The sequence below is a fragment of the Ottowia beijingensis genome, from assembly GCF_042680925.1.
GTDB lineage: Bacteria > Pseudomonadota > Gammaproteobacteria > Burkholderiales > Burkholderiaceae_C > Ottowia > Ottowia beijingensis.
Genome location: NZ_JBHUEP010000001.1, coordinates 1 through 22,722 on the forward strand (window position 1 = coordinate 1; position 22,722 = coordinate 22,722).

Sequence of the window (22,722 nt, forward strand, 5' to 3'; positions counted from 1 at the left end):
GATGCCGCGCGCTTTTTCTTCGGGGGCGTTGTCGATCTGGTCGTAGCTCTTGACTTCACCACCGAATTTCTTGCCCAGCACGGTGGCAATGGCCGCCGTCAGCGTGGTCTTGCCATGGTCAACGTGGCCAATCGTGCCCACGTTCACGTGCGGCTTGCTTCGCTCGAATTTCTCTTTTGCCATTTCGGATAACTCCAGTGAAAGAACAATGCCCGTGACGGTTTAACGTCTCCAGCGCCGGGGCCGCCACGGGCAGCGCCCACTACCTTGCGGTGTGCCGAAGACAAAAAAGGATAGCTGCTTACGCTTGATGCACAAGGGTTTCAGATAGAAAACGATCTGAAACCCCCTGCAATCGGGCGCAAGCAGCTCCTGTTATTGAAGCAGCTTACTTGGCGCGCGAGGCCACGATGGCGTCGGCCACGTTCTTCGGCGCTTCGGCGTAGTGCTTGAATTCCATCGTGTACGTGGCGCGGCCTTGCGTGGCCGAGCGCAGCGATGTGGAGTAGCCGAACATCTCGGACAGCGGCACCTCGGCCTTGATGGCCTTGCCGCCGCCGACCATGTCTTCCATGCCCTGCACCATGCCGCGGCGGCTGGACAAATCGCCCATCACGTTGCCGGCGTACTCTTCAGGCGTCTCGACTTCCACGGCCATCATCGGCTCGAGGATGACGGGGTTGGCTTTCTTGGCGGCTTCCTTGAAGCCGAAGATGGCGGCCATCTTGAACGCCTGTTCGGACGAGTCCACGTCGTGGTACGAACCGAAGGTCAAGCGCACCTTGACGTCGACCACCGGGTAGCCGGCCAGCACGCCGCTGGTGAGCGCTTCTTCCACGCCCTTCTGCACGGCGGGGATGTATTCGCGCGGCACCACGCCGCCCTTGATCTCGTCGACGAACTCGAAGCCTTTGCCCGGCTCCTGCGGCTCCAGCGTGAAGACGACGTGGCCGTACTGGCCCTTGCCGCCCGACTGGCGCACGAACTTGCCTTCGACGTCGGTGACCGTCTTGCGCACCGTTTCGCGGTAGGCCACCTGCGGCTTGCCGACGTTGGCCTCGACGTTGAACTCGCGCTTCATGCGGTCGACAAGAATCTCCAGGTGCAACTCGCCCATGCCGGAGATGATGGTCTGGCCCGACTCTTCGTCGGTGCGCACGCGGAACGAGGGATCCTCGGACGCCAGGCGCGACAGGGCGATGCCCATCTTTTCCTGGTCGGCCTTGGTCTTGGGCTCGACGGCCTGCGAGATCACGGGCTCGGGGAACACCATGCGCTCCAGCACCACGGCGGCGCTCGGGTCGCTCAGGGTTTCACCGGTCGTCACGTCCTTCAGGCCCACGCAGGCGGCAATATCGCCGGCGACGATCTCTTCGATCTCGATGCGCTCGTTGGCCATCATCTGCACGATGCGGCCGATGCGCTCCTTCTTGCCCTTGATGGTGTTGAGCACCGTGTCGCCCTTCTTCAGCACGCCGGAATAGACGCGCACGAAGGTCAGCTGGCCGACGAAGGGGTCGGTCATCAGCTTGAACGCCAGCGCGGAGAACTTCTCGCTGTCCTCGGCCTTGCGGGTAACCGGGTTCTCGTCGTCGTCGGTGCCGGCCACCGGCGGAATGTCGGCGGGCGACGGCAGGTAGTCGATCACGGCGTCCAGCATGCGCTGCACACCCTTGTTCTTGAAGGCGGTGCCGCACAGCATGGGCTGGATCTCGGTCGAGATGGTGCGCGCGCGCAGGCCCTGCTTGATTTCTTCCTCGGAGAGGTCACCCTCTTCGAGGTACTTGTTCATCAGCTCTTCGCTCGACTCGGCGGCGGCTTCGACCATGTTCTCGCGCCACTTCTTGGCATCGTCGACCAGGTTGGCGGGAATGTCCTGGTACTCGAACTTCATGCCCTGCGAGGCCTCGTCCCAGATGATGGCCTTCATCTTGAGCAGGTCGACCACGCCCTTGAAGTTGTCCTCGCCGCCGATCGGGATCACCACCGGCACGGGGTTGGCCTTCAGGCGCAGCTTCATCTGGTCGTAGACCTTGAAGAAGTTGGCGCCGGTGCGGTCCATCTTGTTGACGAAGGCCAGGCGCGGCACCTTGTGCTTGTTGGCCTGGCGCCAGACGGTTTCGGACTGCGGCTGCACGCCGCCCACGGCGCAGTACACCATGCAGGCGCCGTCGAGCACGCGCATGGAACGCTCCACCTCGATGGTGAAGTCCACGTGGCCCGGGGTGTCGATGATGTTGAAGCGGTGCTCGGGGTAGGACAGGTCCATGCCCTTCCAGAAGCAGGTCACCGCCGACGAGGTGATGGTGATGCCGCGCTCCTGCTCCTGCTCCATCCAGTCGGTCGTGGCCGCGCCATCGTGCACTTCGCCCAGCTTGTGGTTCACGCCGGTGTAAAACAGGATGCGCTCGGTCGTGGTGGTCTTGCCGGCGTCGATGTGCGCCGAGATGCCGATGTTGCGATAGCGCTCGATGGGGGTTTTGCGAGCCATGATGGTCTTTCGTGAAACGGACCGGCCCGCTCGTGGCGGGCCGCACTCCAGGAGGGAATGAGGGAGAAATTAGAAACGGAAGTGGCTGAACGCCTTGTTGGCCTCGGCCATGCGGTGCACCTCGTCACGGCGCTTCATGGCACCGCCGCGGCCTTCGGTGGCCTCCAGCAGCTCGTTGGCCAGGCGCATGGCCATGGACTTCTCGCCGCGCTTGCGGGCGGCCTCCTTGATCCAGCGCATCGACAGCGCCAGACGGCGCACCGGGCGCACTTCCACAGGCACCTGGTAGTTGGCGCCACCGACGCGGCGAGACTTGACCTCGACCATCGGCTTGACGTTGTTGATGGCGGTGACGAAGAGTTCGAGCGGATCCTTGCCGCTCTTCTTCTCCATGGTTTCGAGCGCGCCGTAGATGATGCGCTCGGCAACCGCCTTCTTGCCGCCCTCCATGATCACGTTCATGAACTTGGAAAGCTCGACATTGCCGTACTTGGGATCCGGCAGGATTTCACGTTTAGGGACTTCGCGACGACGTGGCATGTTTCACCTCATGTTTGCTTCAGTTGGCAGTTGGAACGTCCTGGTTTTCCGCCTGCCGCGCAGACCCATCCGGAGCCTGCACTTACTCGACCTTCCGATCAGGTCACTACGCTCGACCGGGGTCGTCTTCTCGCCCGATTCAAGCACCGAAAAATGACGAAAGCGCTTAAGCCTTCCTGGGGCGCTTGGCGCCGTACTTGGAGCGCGCCTGCTTGCGGTCTTTCACGCCTTGCAGGTCCAGCGAGCCGCGCACGATGTGGTAGCGCACGCCCGGCAAATCCTTGACACGACCGCCGCGCACCAGCACCACGCTGTGCTCCTGCAGGTTGTGGCCTTCACCGCCGATGTAAGAGATGACCTCGAAACCGTTGGTCAGGCGCACCTTGGCGACCTTGCGAAGTGCCGAGTTCGGCTTCTTCGGCGTCGTGGTGTACACGCGGGTACACACGCCGCGACGCTGCGGCGAGTTCTGCATCGCAGGGCTCTTGGACTTGATCTTCTCGACCGTCCGCCCCTGACGCACCAGTTGACTGATGGTTGGCATTGAAAAACGTCCCTAAACGCTTGAAATATCAGCGCGACCGATTCACCGGCGCCTGCTGCGCAAGGCAGCAGGGCGATGGCGGCGCGCACGCAAAATTCCCACCCCAAACGCGGGAAAGCCTTAAAGTATAGCCCGGATCGGGGTTAACCGCAATGCAGGTGCCCGCGCGTCACTTGATCCACAGCCGCATCGCGTCCCACGCGCGGCCAAGGAAACCTGCCTCTTCCACGGGCTCCAGCGCCATCAGCGGCACTTCGGCCAGTGGCTGCTCGCCCTGCTTCACTTTCAGCGTGGCCACGGCCTGGCCCTGGCGGAACGGGGCGATCAGCGGCTCGGGGCGGGCGATCTCGGTCTTGACCTGGGCGGCGGTGCCGCTGGGCACGGCGACGACGATGTGCTCGTTGCGGCCCAGCTTGAGTTCGTTGGTCTTGCCCTTCCACACCTTGGGCGTGGCCACGGGCTTGCCGGCATCGAACAGCTTGACCGCCTCGTAGGCCGTGTAGCCCCAGTTCAGCAGCTTCTGCGATTCGTTGGCGCGCGCCGCCTCGCTGCTGGCACCCAGCACCACCGACACCAGGCGGCGGCCCTGCAGGTTGGGGAAGTCGCGCTTGGCGGTGGCCACCAGGCAGTAGCCGGCGGCCTTGGTGTGTCCGGTCTTCAGGCCATCGACCGTGGGATCGCGGAACAGCAGCAGGTTGCGGTTGCTGTCGTTGCTGGCGGGCGTGCCGGGGTAACGGTATTTCTTGATGGTGTAGTAGTGCACGTACTCGGGGAAGTCGTGCATCAGCCGCGTGGCCAGCGTGGCCAGGTCGCGCGCGGTGGTGGTGTGGCCGGCTTCGGTCAGGCCCTCGGGGTTCTTGTAGCCGGTGTTCTTCAGGCCCAGCGCCTTGGCCTGGTCGTTCATCAGCTGCACGAAGCGCTCGACGCTGCCGCCCACGCCTTCGGCCAGGGCCACGGTGGCGTCGTTGCCGGATTGCACGATCATGCCCTTGATGAGATCCTCGACCGGCACCTGCATCTTGGGGTCGATGAACATGCGCGAGCCGGGCATCTTCCAGGCGCGCTCGGACACGGGCAGGGTCTGCGTCAGCGTGAGTTTCTTGGCCTTGAGCGCGTCGAACACCAGGTAGGCCGTCATCAGCTTGGTCAGCGAGGCCGGCTCGACCGGCTCGTCGGCGTCCTTGGCGGCCAGGATCTGCCCCGCCGTCACGTCCATCAGCAGATAGGCCTTGGCGGCCACCTCGGGCGGTTGCGGCGCCTGCGCATGGCTGGCCAGCGAGGCAAGCGTCAGCAGGGCGGCGGCGAGAAAGCGGGAGATGAAGGTCATGATTACTACAAATAAGTGAGCTATCGGCGCTTGCTGGATAAGCGCTGAAGCCCTAAATCATTCAAAAAAAACTCAGACGCACACATGGCGCACCACCAGGGCCTTGAGCAGCGGTAATTGTCCGTGGAAGAAGTGCTCGCCGCCCGGCACCACGGTGACCGGCAGCGACTGCGGGCGCGCCCAGTCCATGACGGACGCCAGGGGCACGGTGTCGTCCTGTTCGCCATGCACCACCAGCGTCTGCGGGTGCAGTTCGGCCGGCACCGGCGGCACGTCGAAGCGCGAGGCCGCCGTGCCCACCAGCACCGCGCCGGCAATGGCGCGCTGCGGGTGCAGCGTGTCGATGGCGCGCGCGGCGATGAAGCCGCCGAACGAAAACCCCGCCAGCAGCAGCGGCTGATCGGCCGGCGCGGTTTGCGCCACCACGGCCAGCATGTCGTCCACCTCGCCGCGGCCTTCGTCGTAGTGGCCGCCGCTGGCGCCCACGCCACGGAAGTTGAAGCGCACCGCGCGCCAGCCGCACTGCACGCAGGCGCGGGCGATGGTCTGCACCACCTTGTTGGTCATGGTGCCGCCGAACTGCGGGTGCGGGTGGGCGATGACGGCGGTGCCGTGCGGCGCCTCGAACAGGTCGGCCTCGGGCAGATCGAGCACGGCCTCGATCGGCCCGGCGGGGCCGGTCAGCGTCAGGGATTGGGTCTGGGCGTTCATGCAGCTATGCAAATTATAGCTGCCGGCGCAATGTCTTCGGCGACTGGAGGGCGAAAAAGCTTGTAACGCCGCAGGGCGGTCAGCGCCCCAGGTGCGGCGGCGTCAGCAGGCGCTCCACCACCTGGCCGTTCTTCAGGTGCGATTCGACGATCTCGTCGATGTCGGCGGTGTCGACGTAGCTGTACCAGACCGCCTCGGGGTAGACCACGGCCACCGGCCCGGCGGCGCAGCGGTCCAGGCAGCCGGACTTGTTCACGCGCACCTTGCCCGGGCCGGCCAGGCCCTCGGCCTTGACGCGCGCCTTGCAGTGGTCGAAGGCGGCCTGGGCGTCGTGGTCGGCGCAGCAGGCCTCGCCGCCCGCGCGCTGGTTCAGGCAGAAGAAGATGTGGCGCTGGTAATAGGACGGTGCGGCGGGGGCAGACATGCGGGCATTCTAGGCGCCGCCTTGAGACTGCGGCGCCGGCTGGGCCGCGGCGCCCACCTCGGCGGCGGGGTCGCCCGTCTGCGTCACCACCACGCCGGCGGCGGCCAGGTCGTCTGGCGGCGGGGCGGCGGACGCAGGCCATGGCGCGGGCTGCGTGGTGCGCGCCGGCTGTCCGCCGTCGGAGCCCACCAGGCGCATCGCCAGGTACAGGAACGCCACGAACGGCCACAGCCAGCCCACCCACTGCGCCAGGCCATGGAAGTGGATGAAGCGCCCCTGCTCCCAGGCCTGCAGCGTGGCGGCGTAATACGGATTCTGCGGCGCGGTGTTGAGCAGCACCACCTGCGCGGCCAGCACCACCATCAGCAGCAGCACGCACACGCGCATCGGCACCAGCAGCAGCAGCGCCGCGCCCAGCAGCGCCGCCCACAGGCCGAGCTGCACCGACGGGTTGACCCACGACCAGGCGTGCACCGGCCCGAACGACAGCCCCGCCGACAGCCCCGACACCGCGATGCCCGCCATCAGCGCCAGCAGCGCGAACAGTGCGCGCCGGCCGCGGTGGCGGATCACGGTGTAGCCCAGCAGGCAGGGCACCAGCGCGCCCAGCGCCACGGCCAGCACCTCCTCGCCGGGCAGCAGCGGCTGCAGCGCCAGGTCGCGCGCCGGCAGCCAGGTCAGAAAGGGCGTATCCGCCAGCAGTTCCGCCAGCCAGTCCTCGGCCCGCGCAAACACCTGCCCCATGCCGAACGCCACCGGCGGCGGGAACAGCAGCCCCAACGGCCACAGCGCCAGCAGCACCAGTGCCCCGCGCGAGTTGCGCACGAACCAGCGTGCGCGCAGGCGGCGCCAGCGGTCGATGGCGCCCACGCGCTCCAGCACCCAGGCCGCCACCGCGCCGGCCAGGCCGCCGGCCGCGTTCAGCCCGAAATCGACGTTGGAGGCCACGCGCAGCGGCAGGTAGGTCTGCAGCGCCTCCAGCACCAGCGACAGGCAGGCCGCGGCCAGCGTGGCCAGCGTCACCGCCGGCCAGCCGCTGCGCATGCGCATCAGCGCCAGGGCCAGCAGAAAGCCCAGCGGCGCGTAGCCCACCAGGTTGGCACCGACGTCGAAGCGCGTCCAGTACTGCGGCAGCGGCGCCTGCAGGTAGGCCCAGGGCGCCACGCCCACGTCGCGCCAGCCGGTGAAGGGGTACAGCGTGGCGTAGACGATGAGCGCCGCATACAGCAGCGCCAGCGGCATCGCGGCGGACTTGTAGCGGTTCATCGCCGGCGCCGTGCTGGCAACGCAAGGCCGCCGCGAGCCGCTTCGATGCCGCAGCCCCTCATGTCAGAAGGGCTTGACCACGACGAGAATCACCGCCGCCAGCATCATCAGCACCGGCGCCTCGTTGAACCAGCGGAACCACACGTGGCCGCGCAGCTCTTCGCCGTGCGCAAAGCGCTTCAGCAGCCGGCCGCAATACCAGTGGTACGCCATCAGCAGCAGCACGATCAGCAGCTTGGCGTGCATCCAGCCGCTGCCCGGCCCCAGGCCGATGCCGTAGCCCAGCCACAGCCACAGGCCCAGCGCCAGCGCCGGCACGGCCAGCAGGGTCATGAAGCGGTAGAGCTTGCGCGACATCAGCAGCAGCCGTTCGCGCTCGGCCACCGAGCCGGGCGGCACCATGGCCAGGTTGACGAAGATGCGCGGCAGATAGAACAGGCCGGCGAACCAGCTGGCGATGAAGACGATGTGGAGGGCTTTGATCCAAAGCATGATGAATTATCCCCCCTGAGTCGGCCTGCGGCCGCCTTCCCCCTGAGGGGGACAACGCTGGCGGCCGGGGGGACCCCGGCCACGGCGTTCTGGGGTGGCCTGCTCCGCGGCCTTCGGGGGCGGCTTGCGCGCAGCCGCTGAAGAGCGGTTGCGCGTTGGTAGGCGCAGGGCATGGGGGAGCGGCTTGCATGGCCTGCGCCGTGACCTGCCGGTGATCGGGCAAGAAAAAACCCCCGGCCGGGGCCGGGGGTCGAAAAGCCTGTCTGCTGTCACACATCAAGGCTCCCGCTCAGGGAGGAAAAGCGGGGAGCAGCGAACTGCTCGCGGATGAATATAGCAAAAGTGCTCAGACCGGGCAATGCGCTGCGACACGCTGACACACTTGCGTTGGGCGGCGGCGCACGCGCGCCGAACGTCCGCCCGCGATCAGGCACAATTTTCGGCATGACCATGCCCATTGCCCCCTTCCCCGCCAACCGCCCGCGCCGCCTGCGCCGCGACGACTTCACCCGCCGCCTCGTGCGCGAACACGCGCTGTCGGCCAACGACCTGATCTACCCCGTGTTCGTGCTCGACGGCAAGAACCAGCGCCAGGACGTGGCCTCGATGCCCGGCGTGGAGCGCCTGTCGCTCGACCTGCTGCTGCCGGTGGCCGAGGAGTGCGTGCAACTCGGCATTCCGGTGATGGCGCTGTTTCCGGTCATCGACGCCAAACTGAAGGACGAGAAAGGCAGCGAAGCCGCCAACGCCCGCGGCCTGATCCCGCGCGTGGTGCGCGAGCTGAAGAAACGCTTCCCCGAGCTGGGCATCATGACCGACGTGGCCCTCGACCCCTACACCAGCCACGGCCAGGACGGCTGGCTCGACAAGACCGGCTACATCCTGAACGACGAGACGGTGGGCCAGCTCGTCAAGCAGGCGCTCACGCAGGCGGCGGCCGGCGTCGACATCGTCGCCCCCAGCGACATGATGGACGGCCGCATCGGCGCCATCCGCGACGCGCTGGAGAAGAAGGGCCACATCCACACCCGCATCATGGCCTACAGCGCCAAGTACGCCAGCGCCTTCTACGGCCCGTTCCGCGACGCCGTGGGCAGCAGCGCCAACCTGGGCAAGAGCAACAAGAAGGTCTACCAGATGGACCCCGGCAACAGCGACGAGGCGCTGCGCGAAGTGGCGATCGACCTGACCGAGGGCGCCGACATGGTGATGGTCAAGCCCGGCATGCCCTACCTGGACATCGTGCGCCGCGTGAAAGACGAATTCCGCGTGCCCACCTTCGCCTACCAGGTGAGCGGCGAATACGCCATGCTGAAGGCCGCGGCGCAGAACGGCTGGCTGGATCACGACCTGGTGATGATGGAGGCGCTGCTGGCCTTCAAGCGCGCCGGCGCCGATGGCGTGCTGACCTACTTCGCCCGCGATGCGGCGCGCATGCTGCAACAATAAGAGCTGCTTGCGCCTGTCAAACAACGATTTCAGATGCATTCATATCTGAAATCACGCAATGACGGGCGCAAGCAGCTATCAAAATCATCCTTCATTTTGATGCCACCCTTCCGGCCTGGCGCCCCATGGTGACCTGATGCAGATCGTCGAATTCACCGCCAGCAGCCTGCGCTTCGTCGACAGCCCGCCCGAAGCCGCGCCGGCCGACGGCTTCGTCTGGGTCTACCTCGACCGCACCGAGTTCGTTCGCCGCCAGGCCGAACTGCAGGCCGCGGCGCAGCGCCTGGGCGGCTCGCCGCTGCTGGATCTGCACGTGCAGGACCTGTCCAGCGACGGCCACCCCTCGCACTACGACGGCACCTCGGTGTACGACATGGTCATCTTCCGCCGCCTCGCCTCGCTGGCCGAAGTGCAGCACGAGCAGGACCACGCCAGCGCCATCGCCCGCTACCACAGCCTGGGCGCCGGCGCCCCGGCGCCGGCCGAGGCCGCCGTGCCCGAAGCCTTCTCGCGCATCGACTCGCGCGCCGTCGGCTTCGCCGTGTTCGACAGGCTGCTGGTCAGCGTGCACCCGGCGGGCTGCTACACCGCCACCACCTTCATCCAGCGCTTTGCCGCCGACGCCAAGCTCAGCGTCGACGCCGCCAGCGTGCGCAACCGCGTGCCGCAGGGCCCGGCCGACCTGGTGCTGCGCCTGCTCAACGCCATGGTCGACAGCTACCTCGAGCTGCGCAAGGACCTGACCAGCGCGCTGGAGCAGGCGCAGAACGAGCTGCTCAAGCCCGACCCCCACCACGGCGCCTGGAACGCCATGATGCACGCGCGCCGCCGCCTGCACGCGCTGCAGGACCTGTGCGAGGAGCAGCTCGACGCCATGCAGGAATGGCTGGACACCCTGCGCGAGCTGCCGCTGGCCGCCTACAGCGCCGAGCCCGTCGTGGCGCAGCAGCGGCGCGACCAGCTGATCGCCCGCGCGGTCGATGTCACCGAGCACATCGACCGCGTGCTGCACCACGCGCGCCGGCTCGAGCAGTCGGCCGAGACCGTGGTGCAGATCCACTTCGCCGCGCAGGGCCACCGCACCAACGACATCATGCGGACGCTGACGGCGGTGACGGCGATCTTCCTGCCGCTGAACCTGTTCACCGGCTTCTTCGGCATGAACTTCGAGCACCTGCCGCTGATCCACAGCCCCGAAGGCATGTGGGCCGCGCTGGCGCTGCTGGTGCTCATCGCCGCGGGCATCCTGATCGTGTTCCGGCGCCGGCGCTACCTCACGCGGTCGCGGCGCTGAGGCCGCGCCAGCGTCAGGGCAGTACCCGGTAGAGCGCCGCGCCGATGTCGGCGCCGACACCGGGCACTCGCTCGATCGATGCATTGCCCGCCAGCCGCGGCGCCCGATCAAGGGGCATGACGACCCAGCGCGCGCCCAGCCGGCCGAAATCGAAGCGCGCCGGATCCAGATGCACCTGCACCTCGTCCAGGCGCGGCGATTCGATGCGGTGGGTGCGCTCGGCCGGCTGTTCTTCCAGTTCGAACATCAGGCGCTGGTAGCGGTTGTAGACGGCGCGCTGCGCACCATCAGGATCCAGCTGCCGCCACAGCGACGACTGCGGGTAGTACAGCAGGCTGTTGACCACTGGCACGCCGACGGCCGGCAGCGTCATGGCCCAGTTGCGCTCGCCCACCACCGCCACGCCGCGGCGGCCGGCACTGTCGGGCTGGGCTTGGGAGATGCCGGCCGCGGCCAGCGCGCCGTCCAGCGCGAGCGCGCGTGGCGCCTGCCCCAGGGGGTGAAACGGCAACACGGCAGCCAGCATCCAGCCCAGGTAAAGCACCAGGAACACGCGCCAGCGCTGCAGAACCAGCAGGTAGGCGGCCGCCGCGGCCGTCAAAGCACTGAGCAGGACGAAGCCCGCGGGCAAGCCGTCCGCCACATCCAGAGGCATGCGCCCATTGGCCCACAGTGCGTACGCTGCCGTCAGCAGCGCCATGGCCAGCGCCAGAACGCGCAGCGATGCCAGCCCGGTCGCGGCGCGCGGCTGGGCCATCAGCCAACCCAGCAGCACCAGCTGGGCCACGCCCAGCGCCAGATCGAGCCGGTACACCGTGACCACGTTCCACAAGGTCAGCCGCGTCAGCCAGGCCGGATACCCCAAGAACTGAAAGCCCAGCGCAAACGCCGCAAACCCCAGCAACACCAGCGGCAGGGGCGACACCCGGCGCGTGCGCCACGCCGCCCACAGCACCCCCGCGCCACTGGCCAGCCACAGGAACGGATACGACGCCGCGTCCACCGGCACCATCGAACCGAGGTTTGCGTGCAGGGTGAGCGGGTTGAGCCAGCCCTTGAACAGGAACCAGCGGTCGATGTCGCCCCCCGCTTCGCTCGCGCGCTGCCCCGGATAGACCGTGGCCTGCATGACCGACACCGCCTCCCGTGCGTCCAGCCACCAACTGCCGAGCAACCAACCGCCGACCAGTACCGCCGCCGCGACAGCCGGCCACAGGTGCCAGTGCCAGGCCCAACGGCGGCGCTCGTGCCACCACCACGCCAGTGCCAGCGGCACCGCCAGCGTGGCCAGCGACAGCTGCCAAGCGGGGTAAAGCACCAGCGCGTAGCCTGCCACCGACCAGCCCAGGAGCCCGCCCCAGCCCATGCGCGCGGGCAGGCTGCGGGCCATCAACGCGCGATCCGCCGCCCAGAACCCCAGCGCCAGAAACATCAGCAGATAGGCCGGCCAGAACGAAAACGCCACCGAGTACGGCGCCAGCACGGCGCCTGCGGCCAGCGCCGCCGCAGGCTCGCCGGCCAGCCCCAGCAAGCGCCGCAGCCACAGCCACACGGCCAGCAGGCCGCCCCAGATGGGCAACCACCAGGCCCAGGCCAGCGCGTGGCGCGTGTCCAGAAAGAAGAAGCCCCAGGTCGCCGGCTTGGCCAGCGCGCTGGCGTGCGCCACAGGCACCGCCGTCATGCCCATCACCAGCATGTTCTGCCCGTCGCTGCCCAGGTTGCGGTTGACGACCGGGAACGGTGGCACATGCGCCGCCTGCGCCAGCGCCAGCGGCGTGTAGACCTGCCACTCGTCACTGCGGATCACGCGCGGCTCGCCGGCCCAGGGCTGCATGCTGCCGGTGGTCACCGCGGGCTCGGCCAGCAGCAGCGCCATCGACGAACCCGTGGTGCCGCTGGCCACCAACAGCACGAACGGCGCCACTGCCGCCAGCGCCAGCCATCCGCGATGACCGACCTGACGCGCCCGCCGCCGCCAGGTCAGGAGCGCCAACGGCACCGCCAACGCCAGCACCAGCATGCCCAGCGCCACGCCCGACGGCGATGGCGACAACGGGATGGTGATGGTGCCTGCAGGCGTCTCGAGATCGAACTCCCGCCCGTCACCCAACCGCCCCTTGACCTGCAACGCCTGAGTGCCCGACGGCAGGCCTCGCGGCAGTTGCACGCGCAGCTGAAACCCGCTGTGCAGCCACGCGGTCCGGCCCGTGGCGGCCACCACGTCAGGGCGCGCACTGGCACCCGCCAGGCGGCCGCGGTACACCTCGCACCCGCCCACTTGCACGATCAGATTGGTGAGAAAAACGTTGCCCTGCTCAGGCGCTGCCCAACCGCTGAGCACCAGTTCGCGCCCGTGCGCAGCCAGGCGCGCCTGCTCCACATAGCCACGGCCAGCCGCAGCGGGCGCCTCTGCCGGTGAGGCCTGCGCCCCACCGCTCGCCAGCATGACGCCCAGCAGCCAATACAAGGCCAGCCGCCAGGCCCACGCGCTGATCCGTACTCGCTTCACCCCAGGTCACACCCTCTCTGGACAGACGGCGGCTTATGCGCGCAGATGCAGTGCCACCGATCGCTGCGAGAAGTGTAGCTGTGGACATCGCCGGGATAAGTGCCCACGGCAAAAAGGGGAGCGGATTTTCCGCTCCCCTTTCAGTCAAGCATGTGCCGTGGTAACGCCATCAGCTGCGCTCGCCGATCGCCGGGCGCTGGCCTTTGGCGATGGCTTCGCGGGTCTGCTGGCGCACTTCGGCGCGCGTCGGCTGGCTGGCGTCGTTGGTGGCGGCGACCACGCCGCTCATTTCGCCGGAAGCCACTTGCTGGATCGACACCTTCGCGCGGCTCGGGCTGTCGCTGGTGGCGGCGATGCGGGCTTCGTTCTGGAAGAACGGGCCCTCGCCCGCAGCGGGCATCTGGGCGAAGGCGTTGCCTGCAAACAGCAGGGCGGCGGCGGTGGAAGCGATGGTGGCGGCGATCTTTGTCATGGTGTTTCTCCTGTGGGACGGCAGGGTCCCTGAACTTGCTGAAAACCGGCGTGGCCGCCGGGGGTTGGGGTCGGTGGCTGCGGTGCAGCGCGTCCGATGGGATGTAGTTTCGGGCTTGAGGGCCGTTGAAAAAACCACCCCGGCGTGAATGGACTATTTCCGTTCAGGAAATAATCAGCCCATGGACTCCCTTGATCTCATCCAGACCTTCCGCGAAGTGGCGCGCCGCAACAGCTTCTCGGCGGCGGCGCGCGCGCTGGACATGTCGCCCGCGAACGTGAGCAAGTACGTGGCGCAGCTGGAGGCGCGCTTCGGCGTGCGGCTGTTCCACCGCACCACGCGCAAGGTGTCGCTGACGGACGCCGGCCAGCTGCTGTACGACCGCAGCGGCCCGGTGCTGGAGCTGGTGCAGATGACCGCCAGCGAACTGCAGGAGCGCGCCACCCGCCCCAGCGGGCGCCTGACGGTGACGGCGCCGCACGCCCTGGCGCACACCGGCCTGTCGACCCTGCTCGGCCAGTACCTGACGCTGTACCCCGAGGTGTCGCTCAACCTGCGGCTCACCAGCCGCACGCTTGATCTGGTCGAAGAAGGCGTCGACCTGGCGATCCGCGTGGGCCCGATTCCGGACCAGAACGTGATCGTGCGGCGGCTGGCGCAGCTGGAGCGCGTGGTGGTCGCCTCGCCCGCCTATTGGCACACGCACGGCGTGCCGCAGAACCCGCGCGAGCTGGCGGCGCACCGCATCCTCAACGCCAACCACGGCGGCGAGCCGACGCGCTGGCAGTTCAACGAGCGTGGCAAGACGCTGGAGCTGGCGCTGCAGCCCTATGTCGACGTCAACGACGTGGCGCCGCTGCCTGCGCTGGCGGCGATGGACCTGGGGGTGATCTATGTCGCGCGGCCGCTGGTGCAGCGCCAGATCGACGCCGGCGAGCTGGTGGGCGCGCTGGAGCCCTTCATTCCGCAAGACTTGTGGATCTACGCGGTGTACACGCAGCGGCGCCACAACAGCGCCGCGCTGACGGCGCTGCTGGCCTTCATGGAAAGCGAGATGGCGCGGCCGGGCAGCGTGTTCCGTACGACGACGTATTGAGTTTCATGCATCGAAGAAGCCGCCGGCGCTTGACTGGCAAGCGCGGGCAGCTACGTTTTTCGAAGCATTCAGGATGCAGGCCAGACAAAAAAACGGCCAGCTGATGCTGGCCGTTCTTGTCTAGGGGATGAGGAACCGGGGATCAGGCGACGATCAGAGCGCGCCGGTGGCCGGGCCGTGGCCGGCGGCGATGGCGTCACGCGTTTCCTGGCGCACTTCGGCGCGGCTGGGGCTGTTGACGTCGTTGGTTTGCTTGGCGATGCCATTCATTTCGCCAACGGCCACTTGCTTGATCGACACCGGGGCGCGCGTCACTTCGGTTTTCTGCACGCGCTTGGCGGCGTAGTCCTGATGCTCGACGAACGGGCCTTCGCCGGCGGCGGGCATCTGGGCCATGGCGTTGCCGGCCAGCAGCAGGGTGGCAGTGATGGAAGCGAAGGTGGCGGTGAACTTGTTCATGATTTTTCTCCTGAAATGAAATGGTCTCGAATCGACTTTCAAATCCGGCGTTGCCGCCGGGGCTGTGTCGGGTGGCTGATCTGTCAGCGCGTCCGATGGGATGTAGTTTGCGTCGGCGAGCCAGTTAAAAAAACCACCTAAAAGTGAATGAACCATTTCCGATTTCGAAACAATCGGGATGCAGGAGCGCTGTGCGAAGGCGCAGCGACGCGCCCGCGCGGTGGGCGCGTCGTCAGCTTGTCCAGCGTTCTGCGCTGGGCGTTTTAGGGCGTGGCGGCGCATCGGCGCCGCGCCATACCGCAGCGGGCGCCACTCGGCGCGGCAGCGCGGCTAGATGCTGAAAAGCGCCGCCAGCGCCCGCCCGATGTGCGCCAGCAGCTAGATGATCGATAGCGCCAGCCCTGCGGCGCCCTGCCCGCCAGCTCAGCCCAGGTGCTTGGCAAAGAAGGCCAGCGTGCGCTCGCGTGCCAGCTTGGCCGATTCGGCGTCCCACGCCGCCCGGTGGTCGCAGTTGAAGCCGTGGTTGGCCGGGTACAGGTGCACCTCGACCTCGGGGTGCGCCTTTTTGAACGCTTCCACGCCGTCCAGCGGCACCCACTGGTCGCGGTCGGACAGGTGCGCCAGCACGGGCACCTTGGGCTGGCGCGCAATCTCGGCCGGCTGCGTCATGCCGCCGCCGTAGTAAGGCACGGCGGCCGACAGGCCGTTCAGCATGGCCGCCGCGCGCCAGGTCAGCAGCCCGCCCCAGCAGTAGCCGACGATGCCGACCTTGCCGCCGCTTTTTTGCGCGGCGTAGTCGATGGCGGCCTGGATGTCCTGCATCACGCCGGGCGCGGGCAGCGCCTCGACGGCGTTCTTGTAGCCAAAGCCTTCTTGCATGTCGGCGTCGGTGTAGCCCAGATCCACGCCGGGCTTGACCCGCTGGAAGGTGCTGGGCGCCACGGCCAGGTAGCCGTCCTTGGCGTAGCCGTCGGCCACTTCGCGGATGTGGGCGTTGACGCCGAAAATCTCCTGCAGCACCACGACGGCGCCCTTGGGCTGGCCGGCCGGTTCGGCCACGTAGGCGGGGATTTTCTGGCCGTCGGCGGCGGTGAGGTCGATGAATTGGCCCATGGTGATTTGCTCCTGATTAAATAGCTATCTGCGCTTGTCTGGCAAGCGCCAGCACCCAAAATGAACAATGATCGGCGCGGCGCGCCATGACCTTGCTTGCGCTAGATGACGGTGCACTTCGGGCAGCATGACTTTTGTCATGCGTCCAGAGGACGCGTCATCGAAGGCCGCAGGCCGAGGTCATGCGCTCGCCAGAGCGCGGTCATCGATCGCTCAAACAATGCCCAACTTGCGGGCGACAAAATCCAGCCGGTCCTGCCCCCAGAACAGCTCGCCGTCGATCACGTAGGTCGGCGCGCCGAACACGCCAGCGTCCATGGCGGCCTGGGTGTGGGCATCGTAGCGCGCCTGTGTGTCGGCGCCGCGCGACTCGGCCAGGCGTTCTGCAGGCAGATCGCATTCTTCGAGCAGTTCGGCCAGCGTGGCATCGCTGGCAATGTCGCGCTCTTCGCGCCAGCAGGCGGCCAGCACGGCGCCGGCCAGCGCCATCGCGGCGGCCATGCCGTCTTGCTGCGCCACGGCGGTGATCAGGCGCGCCGATGGCGTGGCGTCGACCGGAAAGTAGCGCGGCTGCGGATTCAGCGCCAGCCCCAGGTGCTCGGCAAAGCGCTTCAGCTCGACCAGCCGGTAGGCCTGCCGCTGCGGCGCGCGCTTGGCCAGCGGCAGCCCGCCCGATTGCGGAAAGATGCGCCCGTAGTCGACCGGCAGCACCGCCACCTCGCGCCGGCTGCGCGCCAGCAAATCGACCAGGCGCGCATGACCAAGATAGCTCCACGGGCTTTGCGGCGCAAAGTAATACAGCACGGTGCGGCTCATGCAAGTCTCCTGAAATAATGATCTTCGAGCGTGATTTTTACAGGAGATGCGGCGTGGCGACAGACAAGGTTTTGCTGGTCACCGGCGGCGGCCGGGGCATTGGCGCCGCCACCGCGCGGCTGGCGGCGCAGGGCGGTTGGGCGGTGGCGGTGAACTACGCCGCCAATTCGCTCGCCGCCGACGAGGTGGTGCGCGCCATTCGCGCCGGCGGCGGCACGGCCATCAGCGTGCAGGCCGACGTGGCCGACGAAGCCCAGGTGCTCAAGATGTTCGCGCACGTCGATTCAAAGCTGGGGCGCCTCACGGGCCTGGTCAACAACGCCGGCGTGGTGGATCGGGCGCAACCGGTGGCCGAGCAAAGCGTGGCGCGCTGGCGCCGCATGTTCGACATCAACGTCATCGGCTCGATGATTTGCGCGCGCGAGGCAGTGCGGCGCATGGGCACGGCGCACGGCGGCGCGGGCGGCAGCATCGTCAACCTTTCCAGCGCGGCGGCGCGGCTGGGCTCACCCAATGAATACGTCGATTACGCGGCGGCCAAGGCCGCCATCGACGCCTTCACCATCGGGCTGGCGAAAGAAGTGGCGCCGCAGGGCATCCGCGTCAACGCCGTGCGGCCGGGCCTGATCGACACGGAGATTCATGCGTCCGGCGGCCGGCCGAACCGCGTCGAAGAACTGAAAGCCGGCGTGCCCATGGGCCGCGGCGGCACGGCGGACGAAGTCGCGCAGTTGATCGTCTGGCTGCTGTCGGATGCGGCAAGCTACACCACCATGTCCTTGATCGACGTTTCTGGAGCCCGTTGACCGTCAAGCGCCCCAGCAAGCCGTCAACCTCTCACGCCATCCGGCTGATCTCATTTGAACGCAATGCGCCAAAGCTTGTAACCGTGGAGCAAGTACAGATTGCCTGCCCGGTCGAGGTCAAGCATCTGCGGATCGACCGTCGGGACAGTGTCCCAAGTGGGCGGCTGGCCCGGGAGCTGGCTGGCGATCCTCGCGACGCTTCCGTCGGGGGCGTAACGATACATGTCCATATACATGCGAGTCCTGCTGCGCACCGTGGCATAGACCGCGCCGTCGGAAGAAATCGTCGACGCCGAAGTTCCCTCGCCACTGCTGGGGATGGGAATGCCGCCCGTGCCGTCAAGCCGCTGCCACATGCCCGCGCCATTGTTGTAATAGACCACACCCGCGTTATCGGCGGTGATGCTTGACGGCATTTGAAGGGTGGTCGTGACGGTGGTGACCTGCGCATCGCGTGTCACCCGGCGAATCACGTCCGGATAGTCGTGCACGAACAGGGCACCCTGACCGAAGACCAGGCGTCCGACACTGAGGAACTGAGCCTGCAGGCCGGTACCGTCGGCCGGTTGCAGCGACCAGGTGCGCAGACCGGCGAAAGGCTGCGCACCTGTCGGCGTGATCGTCCATATGCCTGTAGCCGGCCCCTGTTGGTGATAGCTCGGAAAAAGCAAGAAGGATTCATTTCCATCGCTCAAGTAAACCGTTCCATCGTCGCCCACGGCCAAGCTGCGACCATTGCGAAAAGACACCAGCGGGCCGCCCGGCACGACCGGCTCGCGCGAAGCCACCGCCGGCGTGGTGACCTGGCCGGTCGGACTGACGCTGCGCACACGGGTCAGCCCGCTGCCGTCACACACTTTCTCCAGCATGTGAACCGTGCCATCGGGCGCCACCGCCATGTCCATCGCCTGTCCCAACCGGGCTTGATCGGCGACGCCATTTGCGTCACCGCAATCGCCCGCGCTTCCCAGACCGCCACCGGCCAACAAAGTGATGCTGGTCGGCACGATGTTGGCCGCGGGGGCTGGCGATGGGGTCGGCGCAGGTGTCGGGGCCGGCGCGGGCGGAGACGGTGCGGGATCATCGTCGCCGCCCCCACAGGCGGTCAGACCAATCACGGCCATCATGGCGCTCAGCGCGGCCAAGCGCAGGGGACTGGATGGGTGGGTCGCATGCATGACGGACACTCCTTGGGTAGAACTGGTGCGCAGCTACCATAGCAAAAAAAGAGTTTTCATCCCGAATCACCGACAGCACCATGTCCGACCACCCGCAACAACACATCAAGTACTTCTGGGAAGACCTGCCCGTGGGCACCACGCTCGACATCGGCAGCACCACCGTTGACCGCGACGAGGTGATCGCCTTTGCCAGCAAGTACGACCCTCAGCCTTTCCACCTGGACGAAGCGGCGGCCGCCAAGTCCATGTTCGGCAAGCTCAGTGCCAGCGGCTGGCACACCTGCGCGATGGCGATGGGGCTGATGGTGCGCGGCTTTCTGCACGAGTCGAGCAGCCTGGGCTCGCCGGGGCTGGAGAAGGTGAGCTGGCTGACGCCGGTGTACCCCGGCGACACGCTGACGCTCAAGCAAACCATCCTCGAATCGCGCCCCATGAAATCGCGCCCCGACGTCGGCCTGACGCGAACGCTGTGGGAGATGTTCAACCAGCACGGCGAGCAGGTCCTGATGATGGACGGTTATGGCATGTTCAGGCGGCGGACGCCGGCGCCTGCCGATTCGGCATCAAAATAAGCGCCAGCGCTTGATAGACAAGCGCGAACAGATCTCTATTTGATAGCAATTTACTTTACGGTCCTTCGCGCGCCCACACCGGCGGCGCGCCGATGCTGTCCTGCAGCCGGTCCAGAAACAGCCGCGTGCGCAGCGGCAGGCGGCGCTCGCCATACACCGCGTAGACCATGCCGAGGGGCGGCAGGCGCACATCGGGCAGCAGCGGCACCAGGCGCCCGGCTTGCAGGTCGGCATGGGCCAGAAAGGCCGGCATCACACCCCAGCCGCTGCCGGCCAGCACGGCGGCCAGCAGGGCCTCGCCGTTGTTGCTCCAGAACGCGACGGCCGGCATCGGTTCGCTGCGCTCGCGGCCGGTGGCGTCGATCCAGTTCAGCGTCTCGTGCTGCAGGCCGTCGGCGCGGTAGCTCACGGCGGGCAGGCGCAGCAGCGCGGCCAGGCTGTCGATGCGGCCGTGGCGCGCGACGAAGGCGGGTGCGGCGGCCAGGCGCAGCGGGTTGTCGCACAGCTTGCGCGCGATGAGCGACGAATCGGGCAGCTCGCCGATGCGGATGGCCAGGTCGAACCCCTCGGCCGCCAGGTCGGTGCGGCGGTTGTCCAGCCGCAGCTCCACCGCCACCTGCGGGTGCAGCGCCTGGTAGCGCGCCACGGCCGGCTGCACCACGCGGCTGCCGAAGTGCGTGGCGGCCGTGATGCGCAGCAGGCCGCGCGGCTGGTCCTGTGCGTCGTCAGCGATGCGGCGCACCTCGCCCACCAGCGCGCCCAGATCGCGCGCGCGTGCGGCGATGGCGGCGCCGGCCTCGGTGAGCGAGAGCGAGCGCGTGCTGCGGTGCAAGAGTTGCACGCCGAGTTGCGCCTCCAGCGCGGCCACGCAGCGCGACAGCACCGAGCGGTCGATGTGCAGCCGGTCGGCCGCGGCCTGAAAGCTGCCGGCATCGGCCACGGCGGCGAAGTGCAGCAGGTCGGCCGGGTCGAGCGGGCGTGAAGGCATGGCGGAGCAGCGGTGGATTCGTGCTGATTTTGCACGACTGAAGTGGTGGGCCGGGGCTATTTCACGCACCGACGGCTGCCTACAGTGGCGCCATGTTCCACCGCCGCCTGAAAGGCCATGCCATGAAAACCCTCGTCAATGTCTTCCATCCGCGCCTCGACCAATCCACCGTCAACCGCCGCTGGGCCGAGCACATGGCGCGCCAGCCGGGCGTGACGGTGCGCCACCTGGACGCGCTCTACCCCGACCGCGCCATCGACGTCGCCGCCGAGCAGGCCGTGCTGCTGGCGCACGACCGCATCGTGTTCCAGCACCCGCTGTTCTGGTATTCGGTGCCGCCGCTGATGAAGCAGTGGCTGGACGACGTGCTGACCTACGGTTGGGCCTACGGGCCGGGCGGCACGGCGCTGGCGGGCAAGGAGTGGCTGTCGGCCATCTCCACCGGCGGCCCGGCCGACGCGTATGTGGCCGGTGGCTACAACACCTATTCGATGAGCGAGTTGCTGAAACCGCTGCAGCAGACGGCCAACCTGATCGGCATGAAGTTTCTGCCGCCCTTCGTGTGGCACGGCGCGGTGCGCGCCACGCCCGAGGCGCTGGCCGAGGGGGTCGAGGCCTATGCCCGGCACGCGCTCGATCCGCTGCTGGACCCGCAGAAACGCCTGGCCGGGTTGCTCAAGCAGATGGAAGAAGAGCACGTGGCGCTGTGAGCGCGGCGGATGGCCGCCGTATCGCGGGCAAGCCCGCTCCCGCAGGCCCGTTTGTGGGAGCGGGCTTGCCCGCGATGGGCCGCCCCTCGCCACGGCGGGCGCAGTCCCTCAAAGCTGCCGGCGCAGCGCCTCGAAGAACAGCTCGGACTGCAGGCGCTCGCCCAGCGTCTGCGCCGCCACACTGGCGGCCAGTTCGTCGGCCACCGGCGCCAGCGGGCTGCCGCTGGAGGCCGCCAGCACCTGGGCCATGCAGGCGCGTTCCAGGTAGTACAGGTCGTCGTAGGCGTGGTCGATGCGCGCGCCGCAGACGATGACGCCGTGGTTGCCCAGAAAGCACACCTCGGCGCTGCCCATGGCGCGGGCAATGCGCTCACCCTCGCCGTGGTCGAGCGCCAGGCCGTTGTAGTCGGGGTCGGCCGCCAGCCGGCCGTGAAAGCGCATGGCGTTCTGCGACAGGCGCGTGTCGAGCGCGCGGTCCTGCGTCAGCGTCAGCGCGGTGGCGTACGGCATGTGCGTGTGCAGCACGCAGGCCTGGCCGGTGAGGCGGTGCACGGCGGCGTGGATGTACATGGCGGTCGGCTCCACCGCGTGCCGGCCGGCCAGCTTGTGGCCGTGGAAGTCGACCAGCACGACGTCGTCGGCCTGGATCTCGGCCCACAGCAGGCCGCGCGGGTTGAGCAGGAAGCGCTCGGAGCCGTCGGGCAGCTCGATGCTGAAGTGGTTGCACACGCCTTCCGCCAGGCCGTGGTGGGCCGCGGCGCGCAGGGCCAGGGCCAGGTCGGCGCGCAGGCGGCGCACCGGCGGGGCGTCGAAGTCGAGCGCGGGTGTGGTCATCGGCGCGCGGCGTCGGCGGCGGGCGCGGGCAGGGCATTGACCCAGGCCACGACCTGGCGCACCACCTCGTCGCTGGCCTGGCGCAGGGCGCTGACGCCGCCCGGTGCGTCGGCCGTGGGGGCGGGCTGGCGCACTTCGAAGGTGCGCTGGCCGACCAGGCGCTGCGCCCGGCCGCCGGGCGCGACGGCGGTCACGCGCAGGCGCACCACGCCTTCGCTGGTGGCGGGCGCGCTGAAGATGTGGGCGAATTCGTCCAGCTCGGCGCGCAGCTCCAGCGGCGCCAGGCCGGCGCCGGATTCGACCACCGGCCGCGTGGCCGAAAAGGCCTCGCGCAGGCGCTGCGTCAGCAGTTGCGGCGGCGACATGGTCCAGCGCGCCGTGGCGTAGGGGCGCGGCTGCTGGCCACCGTCGCTGTGCACCAGGCGGTAGATGATGTGGGTGCCGTCGATGGCGGCGGAGGATTCCACGCGGTCGAGCGCCAGCGCCGGGCCGCTGGGCGCGGCGTTGGCGGCCAGCGGCAGGGCCGGGCCCAGGTCGTAGGGCTGGGGGCGCACCGGCTTGTCGGGCAGCGGCACGGCACAGCCGGCCAGCGCCAGAAAAATTGAAAGAAAAACGGCTTTTGCGCAGA

Annotated in this window: 24 protein-coding genes; 6 read left to right on the forward strand and 18 right to left on the reverse strand. The window is 68.0% G+C overall.

The features are described from left to right. The 9 genes from ACFSCU_RS00005 to ACFSCU_RS00045 form a co-directional block, all read right to left on the reverse strand. Positions 1 to 183 (reverse strand): GTP-binding protein (locus ACFSCU_RS00005; protein WP_377559424.1); only part of this gene is annotated, 183 nt, incomplete at its 3' end. A 205-nt stretch (positions 184 to 388) separates the two neighbouring features. Then, positions 389 to 2,491 (reverse strand): elongation factor G, encoded by a 2,103-nt coding sequence (fusA, locus tag ACFSCU_RS00010; protein WP_180550520.1) that lies wholly within the window; start codon positions 2,489 to 2,491, stop codon positions 389 to 391. Between the two features lie 69 nt (positions 2,492 to 2,560). Next, on the reverse strand, positions 2,561 to 3,031 hold the full coding sequence (gene rpsG, locus ACFSCU_RS00015) for a 30S ribosomal protein S7 (protein WP_377559425.1): 471 nt from the start codon (positions 3,029 to 3,031) through the stop codon (positions 2,561 to 2,563). Positions 3,032 to 3,197: 166 nt separating this feature from the next. Next, the gene (rpsL, locus tag ACFSCU_RS00020) at positions 3,198 to 3,575 is read right to left on the reverse strand and encodes a 30S ribosomal protein S12 (protein ID WP_377559426.1); all 378 of its coding nucleotides are present in this window, start codon (positions 3,573 to 3,575) and stop codon (positions 3,198 to 3,200) included. A 169-nt stretch (positions 3,576 to 3,744) separates the two neighbouring features. After that, positions 3,745 to 4,902, reverse strand: coding sequence for a D-alanyl-D-alanine carboxypeptidase family protein (locus ACFSCU_RS00025; protein ID WP_377559428.1), 1,158 nt, complete (start codon positions 4,900 to 4,902; stop codon positions 3,745 to 3,747). A 72-nt stretch (positions 4,903 to 4,974) separates the two neighbouring features. Next, positions 4,975 to 5,613: an alpha/beta hydrolase gene (locus tag ACFSCU_RS00030; RefSeq protein ID WP_180550518.1), complete on the reverse strand. Its 639-nt coding sequence runs from the start codon at positions 5,611 to 5,613 to the stop codon at positions 4,975 to 4,977. A 79-nt stretch (positions 5,614 to 5,692) separates the two neighbouring features. Then, entirely contained in the window at positions 5,693 to 6,037 is a 345-nt protein-coding gene (locus ACFSCU_RS00035) for a (2Fe-2S) ferredoxin domain-containing protein (protein ID WP_180550517.1), read from the reverse strand. 9 nt (positions 6,038 to 6,046) lie between these two features. Next, the gene (locus ACFSCU_RS00040; RefSeq protein ID WP_180550516.1) at positions 6,047 to 7,303 is read right to left on the reverse strand and encodes a VanZ family protein; all 1,257 of its coding nucleotides are present in this window, start codon (positions 7,301 to 7,303) and stop codon (positions 6,047 to 6,049) included. Between the two features lie 63 nt (positions 7,304 to 7,366). Then, the gene (locus ACFSCU_RS00045; protein WP_180550515.1) at positions 7,367 to 7,795 is read right to left on the reverse strand and encodes a CopD family protein; all 429 of its coding nucleotides are present in this window, start codon (positions 7,793 to 7,795) and stop codon (positions 7,367 to 7,369) included. Positions 7,796 to 8,239: 444 nt separating this feature from the next. On the opposite strand from ACFSCU_RS00045, the gene hemB reads away from it, so the two are divergent. Together hemB and ACFSCU_RS00055 are read left to right on the forward strand one after the other, a co-directional pair. Further along, positions 8,240 to 9,244 (forward strand): porphobilinogen synthase, encoded by a 1,005-nt coding sequence (gene hemB, locus ACFSCU_RS00050; RefSeq protein WP_180550514.1) that lies wholly within the window; start codon positions 8,240 to 8,242, stop codon positions 9,242 to 9,244. Between the two features lie 136 nt (positions 9,245 to 9,380). Next, positions 9,381 to 10,538: a magnesium transporter CorA family protein gene (locus ACFSCU_RS00055; protein WP_180550513.1), complete on the forward strand. Its 1,158-nt coding sequence runs from the start codon at positions 9,381 to 9,383 to the stop codon at positions 10,536 to 10,538. A gap of 13 nt (positions 10,539 to 10,551) precedes the next feature. On the opposite strand, the gene ACFSCU_RS00060 is transcribed toward ACFSCU_RS00055, so the two are convergent. Further along, positions 10,552 to 13,005 (reverse strand): DUF7657 domain-containing protein, encoded by a 2,454-nt coding sequence (locus ACFSCU_RS00060; protein ID WP_377559432.1) that lies wholly within the window; start codon positions 13,003 to 13,005, stop codon positions 10,552 to 10,554. A 211-nt stretch (positions 13,006 to 13,216) separates the two neighbouring features. Further along, a complete protein-coding gene (locus ACFSCU_RS00065; protein ID WP_180550509.1) occupies positions 13,217 to 13,519 on the reverse strand; it encodes a hypothetical protein in 303 nt (100 codons plus the stop codon). 181 nt (positions 13,520 to 13,700) lie between these two features. Here ACFSCU_RS00065 and ACFSCU_RS00070 point away from each other — a divergent pair, with 181 nt between their 5' ends. Further along, a complete protein-coding gene (locus ACFSCU_RS00070) occupies positions 13,701 to 14,615 on the forward strand; it encodes a LysR family transcriptional regulator (protein ID WP_377559435.1) in 915 nt (304 codons plus the stop codon). A gap of 153 nt (positions 14,616 to 14,768) precedes the next feature. Here the strand turns inward: ACFSCU_RS00070 and ACFSCU_RS00075 are convergent, their stop codons facing one another. From ACFSCU_RS00075 to ACFSCU_RS00085, 3 genes are all read right to left on the reverse strand, one after another. After that, positions 14,769 to 15,074, reverse strand: coding sequence for a hypothetical protein (locus tag ACFSCU_RS00075; RefSeq protein ID WP_180550508.1), 306 nt, complete (start codon positions 15,072 to 15,074; stop codon positions 14,769 to 14,771). A gap of 423 nt (positions 15,075 to 15,497) precedes the next feature. Continuing rightward, positions 15,498 to 16,187, reverse strand: coding sequence for a dienelactone hydrolase family protein (locus tag ACFSCU_RS00080; protein ID WP_377559437.1), 690 nt, complete (start codon positions 16,185 to 16,187; stop codon positions 15,498 to 15,500). 213 nt (positions 16,188 to 16,400) lie between these two features. After that, a complete protein-coding gene (locus ACFSCU_RS00085; RefSeq protein WP_180550507.1) occupies positions 16,401 to 17,003 on the reverse strand; it encodes a 2-hydroxychromene-2-carboxylate isomerase in 603 nt (200 codons plus the stop codon). A 53-nt stretch (positions 17,004 to 17,056) separates the two neighbouring features. On the opposite strand from ACFSCU_RS00085, the gene ACFSCU_RS00090 reads away from it, so the two are divergent. Beyond that, positions 17,057 to 17,809: an SDR family oxidoreductase gene (locus ACFSCU_RS00090; RefSeq protein WP_308645834.1), complete on the forward strand. Its 753-nt coding sequence runs from the start codon at positions 17,057 to 17,059 to the stop codon at positions 17,807 to 17,809. 50 nt (positions 17,810 to 17,859) lie between these two features. Here ACFSCU_RS00090 and ACFSCU_RS00095 read toward each other — a convergent pair whose 3' ends face one another. Continuing rightward, positions 17,860 to 18,987 carry an NHL repeat-containing protein gene (locus tag ACFSCU_RS00095; protein WP_377559439.1) on the reverse strand — a complete coding sequence of 376 codons (1,128 nt, stop codon included), beginning with the start codon at positions 18,985 to 18,987 and terminating at the stop codon, positions 17,860 to 17,862. Between the two features lie 80 nt (positions 18,988 to 19,067). Between ACFSCU_RS00095 and ACFSCU_RS00100 the strand changes: the two genes are divergently transcribed. Next, positions 19,068 to 19,562, forward strand: coding sequence for a MaoC family dehydratase (locus ACFSCU_RS00100; RefSeq protein WP_180550504.1), 495 nt, complete (start codon positions 19,068 to 19,070; stop codon positions 19,560 to 19,562). 55 nt (positions 19,563 to 19,617) lie between these two features. On the opposite strand, the gene ACFSCU_RS00105 is transcribed toward ACFSCU_RS00100, so the two are convergent. After that, a complete protein-coding gene (locus ACFSCU_RS00105) occupies positions 19,618 to 20,550 on the reverse strand; it encodes a LysR family transcriptional regulator (protein ID WP_180550503.1) in 933 nt (310 codons plus the stop codon). A 122-nt stretch (positions 20,551 to 20,672) separates the two neighbouring features. Here ACFSCU_RS00105 and ACFSCU_RS00110 point away from each other — a divergent pair, with 122 nt between their 5' ends. Further along, the gene (locus ACFSCU_RS00110) at positions 20,673 to 21,260 is read left to right on the forward strand and encodes an NAD(P)H-dependent oxidoreductase (protein WP_377559440.1); all 588 of its coding nucleotides are present in this window, start codon (positions 20,673 to 20,675) and stop codon (positions 21,258 to 21,260) included. A 108-nt stretch (positions 21,261 to 21,368) separates the two neighbouring features. Here the strand turns inward: ACFSCU_RS00110 and ACFSCU_RS00115 are convergent, their stop codons facing one another. Together ACFSCU_RS00115 and ACFSCU_RS00120 are read right to left on the reverse strand one after the other, a co-directional pair. After that, positions 21,369 to 22,094: an aldolase gene (locus ACFSCU_RS00115; RefSeq protein ID WP_180550502.1), complete on the reverse strand. Its 726-nt coding sequence runs from the start codon at positions 22,092 to 22,094 to the stop codon at positions 21,369 to 21,371. Continuing rightward, entirely contained in the window at positions 22,091 to 22,669 is a 579-nt protein-coding gene (locus tag ACFSCU_RS00120; protein ID WP_377559441.1) for an ABC-type transport auxiliary lipoprotein family protein, read from the reverse strand. Before ACFSCU_RS00120 ends, ACFSCU_RS00115 begins: the two co-directional genes overlap by 4 nt. Positions 22,670 to 22,722: the final 53 nt, after the last annotated feature.

Coding starts and splice junctions, on each gene's coding strand:
- fusA (WP_180550520.1), bottom strand. CDS start 2,491: ATGGCTCGCAAAACCCCCATCGAGCGCTATCGCAACATCGGCATCTCG.
- rpsG (WP_377559425.1), bottom strand. CDS start 3,031: ATGCCACGTCGTCGCGAAGTCCCTAAACGTGAAATCCTGCCGGATCCC.
- rpsL (WP_377559426.1), bottom strand. CDS start 3,575: ATGCCAACCATCAGTCAACTGGTGCGTCAGGGGCGGACGGTCGAGAAG.
- ACFSCU_RS00025 (WP_377559428.1), bottom strand. CDS start 4,902: ATGACCTTCATCTCCCGCTTTCTCGCCGCCGCCCTGCTGACGCTTGCC.
- ACFSCU_RS00030 (WP_180550518.1), bottom strand. CDS start 5,613: ATGAACGCCCAGACCCAATCCCTGACGCTGACCGGCCCCGCCGGGCCG.
- ACFSCU_RS00035 (WP_180550517.1), bottom strand. CDS start 6,037: ATGTCTGCCCCCGCCGCACCGTCCTATTACCAGCGCCACATCTTCTTC.
- ACFSCU_RS00040 (WP_180550516.1), bottom strand. CDS start 7,303: ATGAACCGCTACAAGTCCGCCGCGATGCCGCTGGCGCTGCTGTATGCG.
- ACFSCU_RS00045 (WP_180550515.1), bottom strand. CDS start 7,795: ATGCTTTGGATCAAAGCCCTCCACATCGTCTTCATCGCCAGCTGGTTC.
- hemB (WP_180550514.1), top strand. CDS start 8,240: ATGACCATGCCCATTGCCCCCTTCCCCGCCAACCGCCCGCGCCGCCTG.
- ACFSCU_RS00055 (WP_180550513.1), top strand. CDS start 9,381: ATGCAGATCGTCGAATTCACCGCCAGCAGCCTGCGCTTCGTCGACAGC.
- ACFSCU_RS00065 (WP_180550509.1), bottom strand. CDS start 13,519: ATGACAAAGATCGCCGCCACCATCGCTTCCACCGCCGCCGCCCTGCTG.
- ACFSCU_RS00070 (WP_377559435.1), top strand. CDS start 13,701: ATGGACTCCCTTGATCTCATCCAGACCTTCCGCGAAGTGGCGCGCCGC.
- ACFSCU_RS00075 (WP_180550508.1), bottom strand. CDS start 15,074: ATGAACAAGTTCACCGCCACCTTCGCTTCCATCACTGCCACCCTGCTG.
- ACFSCU_RS00080 (WP_377559437.1), bottom strand. CDS start 16,187: ATGGGCCAATTCATCGACCTCACCGCCGCCGACGGCCAGAAAATCCCC.
- ACFSCU_RS00085 (WP_180550507.1), bottom strand. CDS start 17,003: ATGAGCCGCACCGTGCTGTATTACTTTGCGCCGCAAAGCCCGTGGAGC.
- ACFSCU_RS00095 (WP_377559439.1), bottom strand. CDS start 18,987: ATGCATGCGACCCACCCATCCAGTCCCCTGCGCTTGGCCGCGCTGAGC.
- ACFSCU_RS00100 (WP_180550504.1), top strand. CDS start 19,068: ATGTCCGACCACCCGCAACAACACATCAAGTACTTCTGGGAAGACCTG.
- ACFSCU_RS00105 (WP_180550503.1), bottom strand. CDS start 20,550: ATGCCTTCACGCCCGCTCGACCCGGCCGACCTGCTGCACTTCGCCGCC.
- ACFSCU_RS00110 (WP_377559440.1), top strand. CDS start 20,673: ATGAAAACCCTCGTCAATGTCTTCCATCCGCGCCTCGACCAATCCACC.
- ACFSCU_RS00115 (WP_180550502.1), bottom strand. CDS start 22,094: ATGACCACACCCGCGCTCGACTTCGACGCCCCGCCGGTGCGCCGCCTG.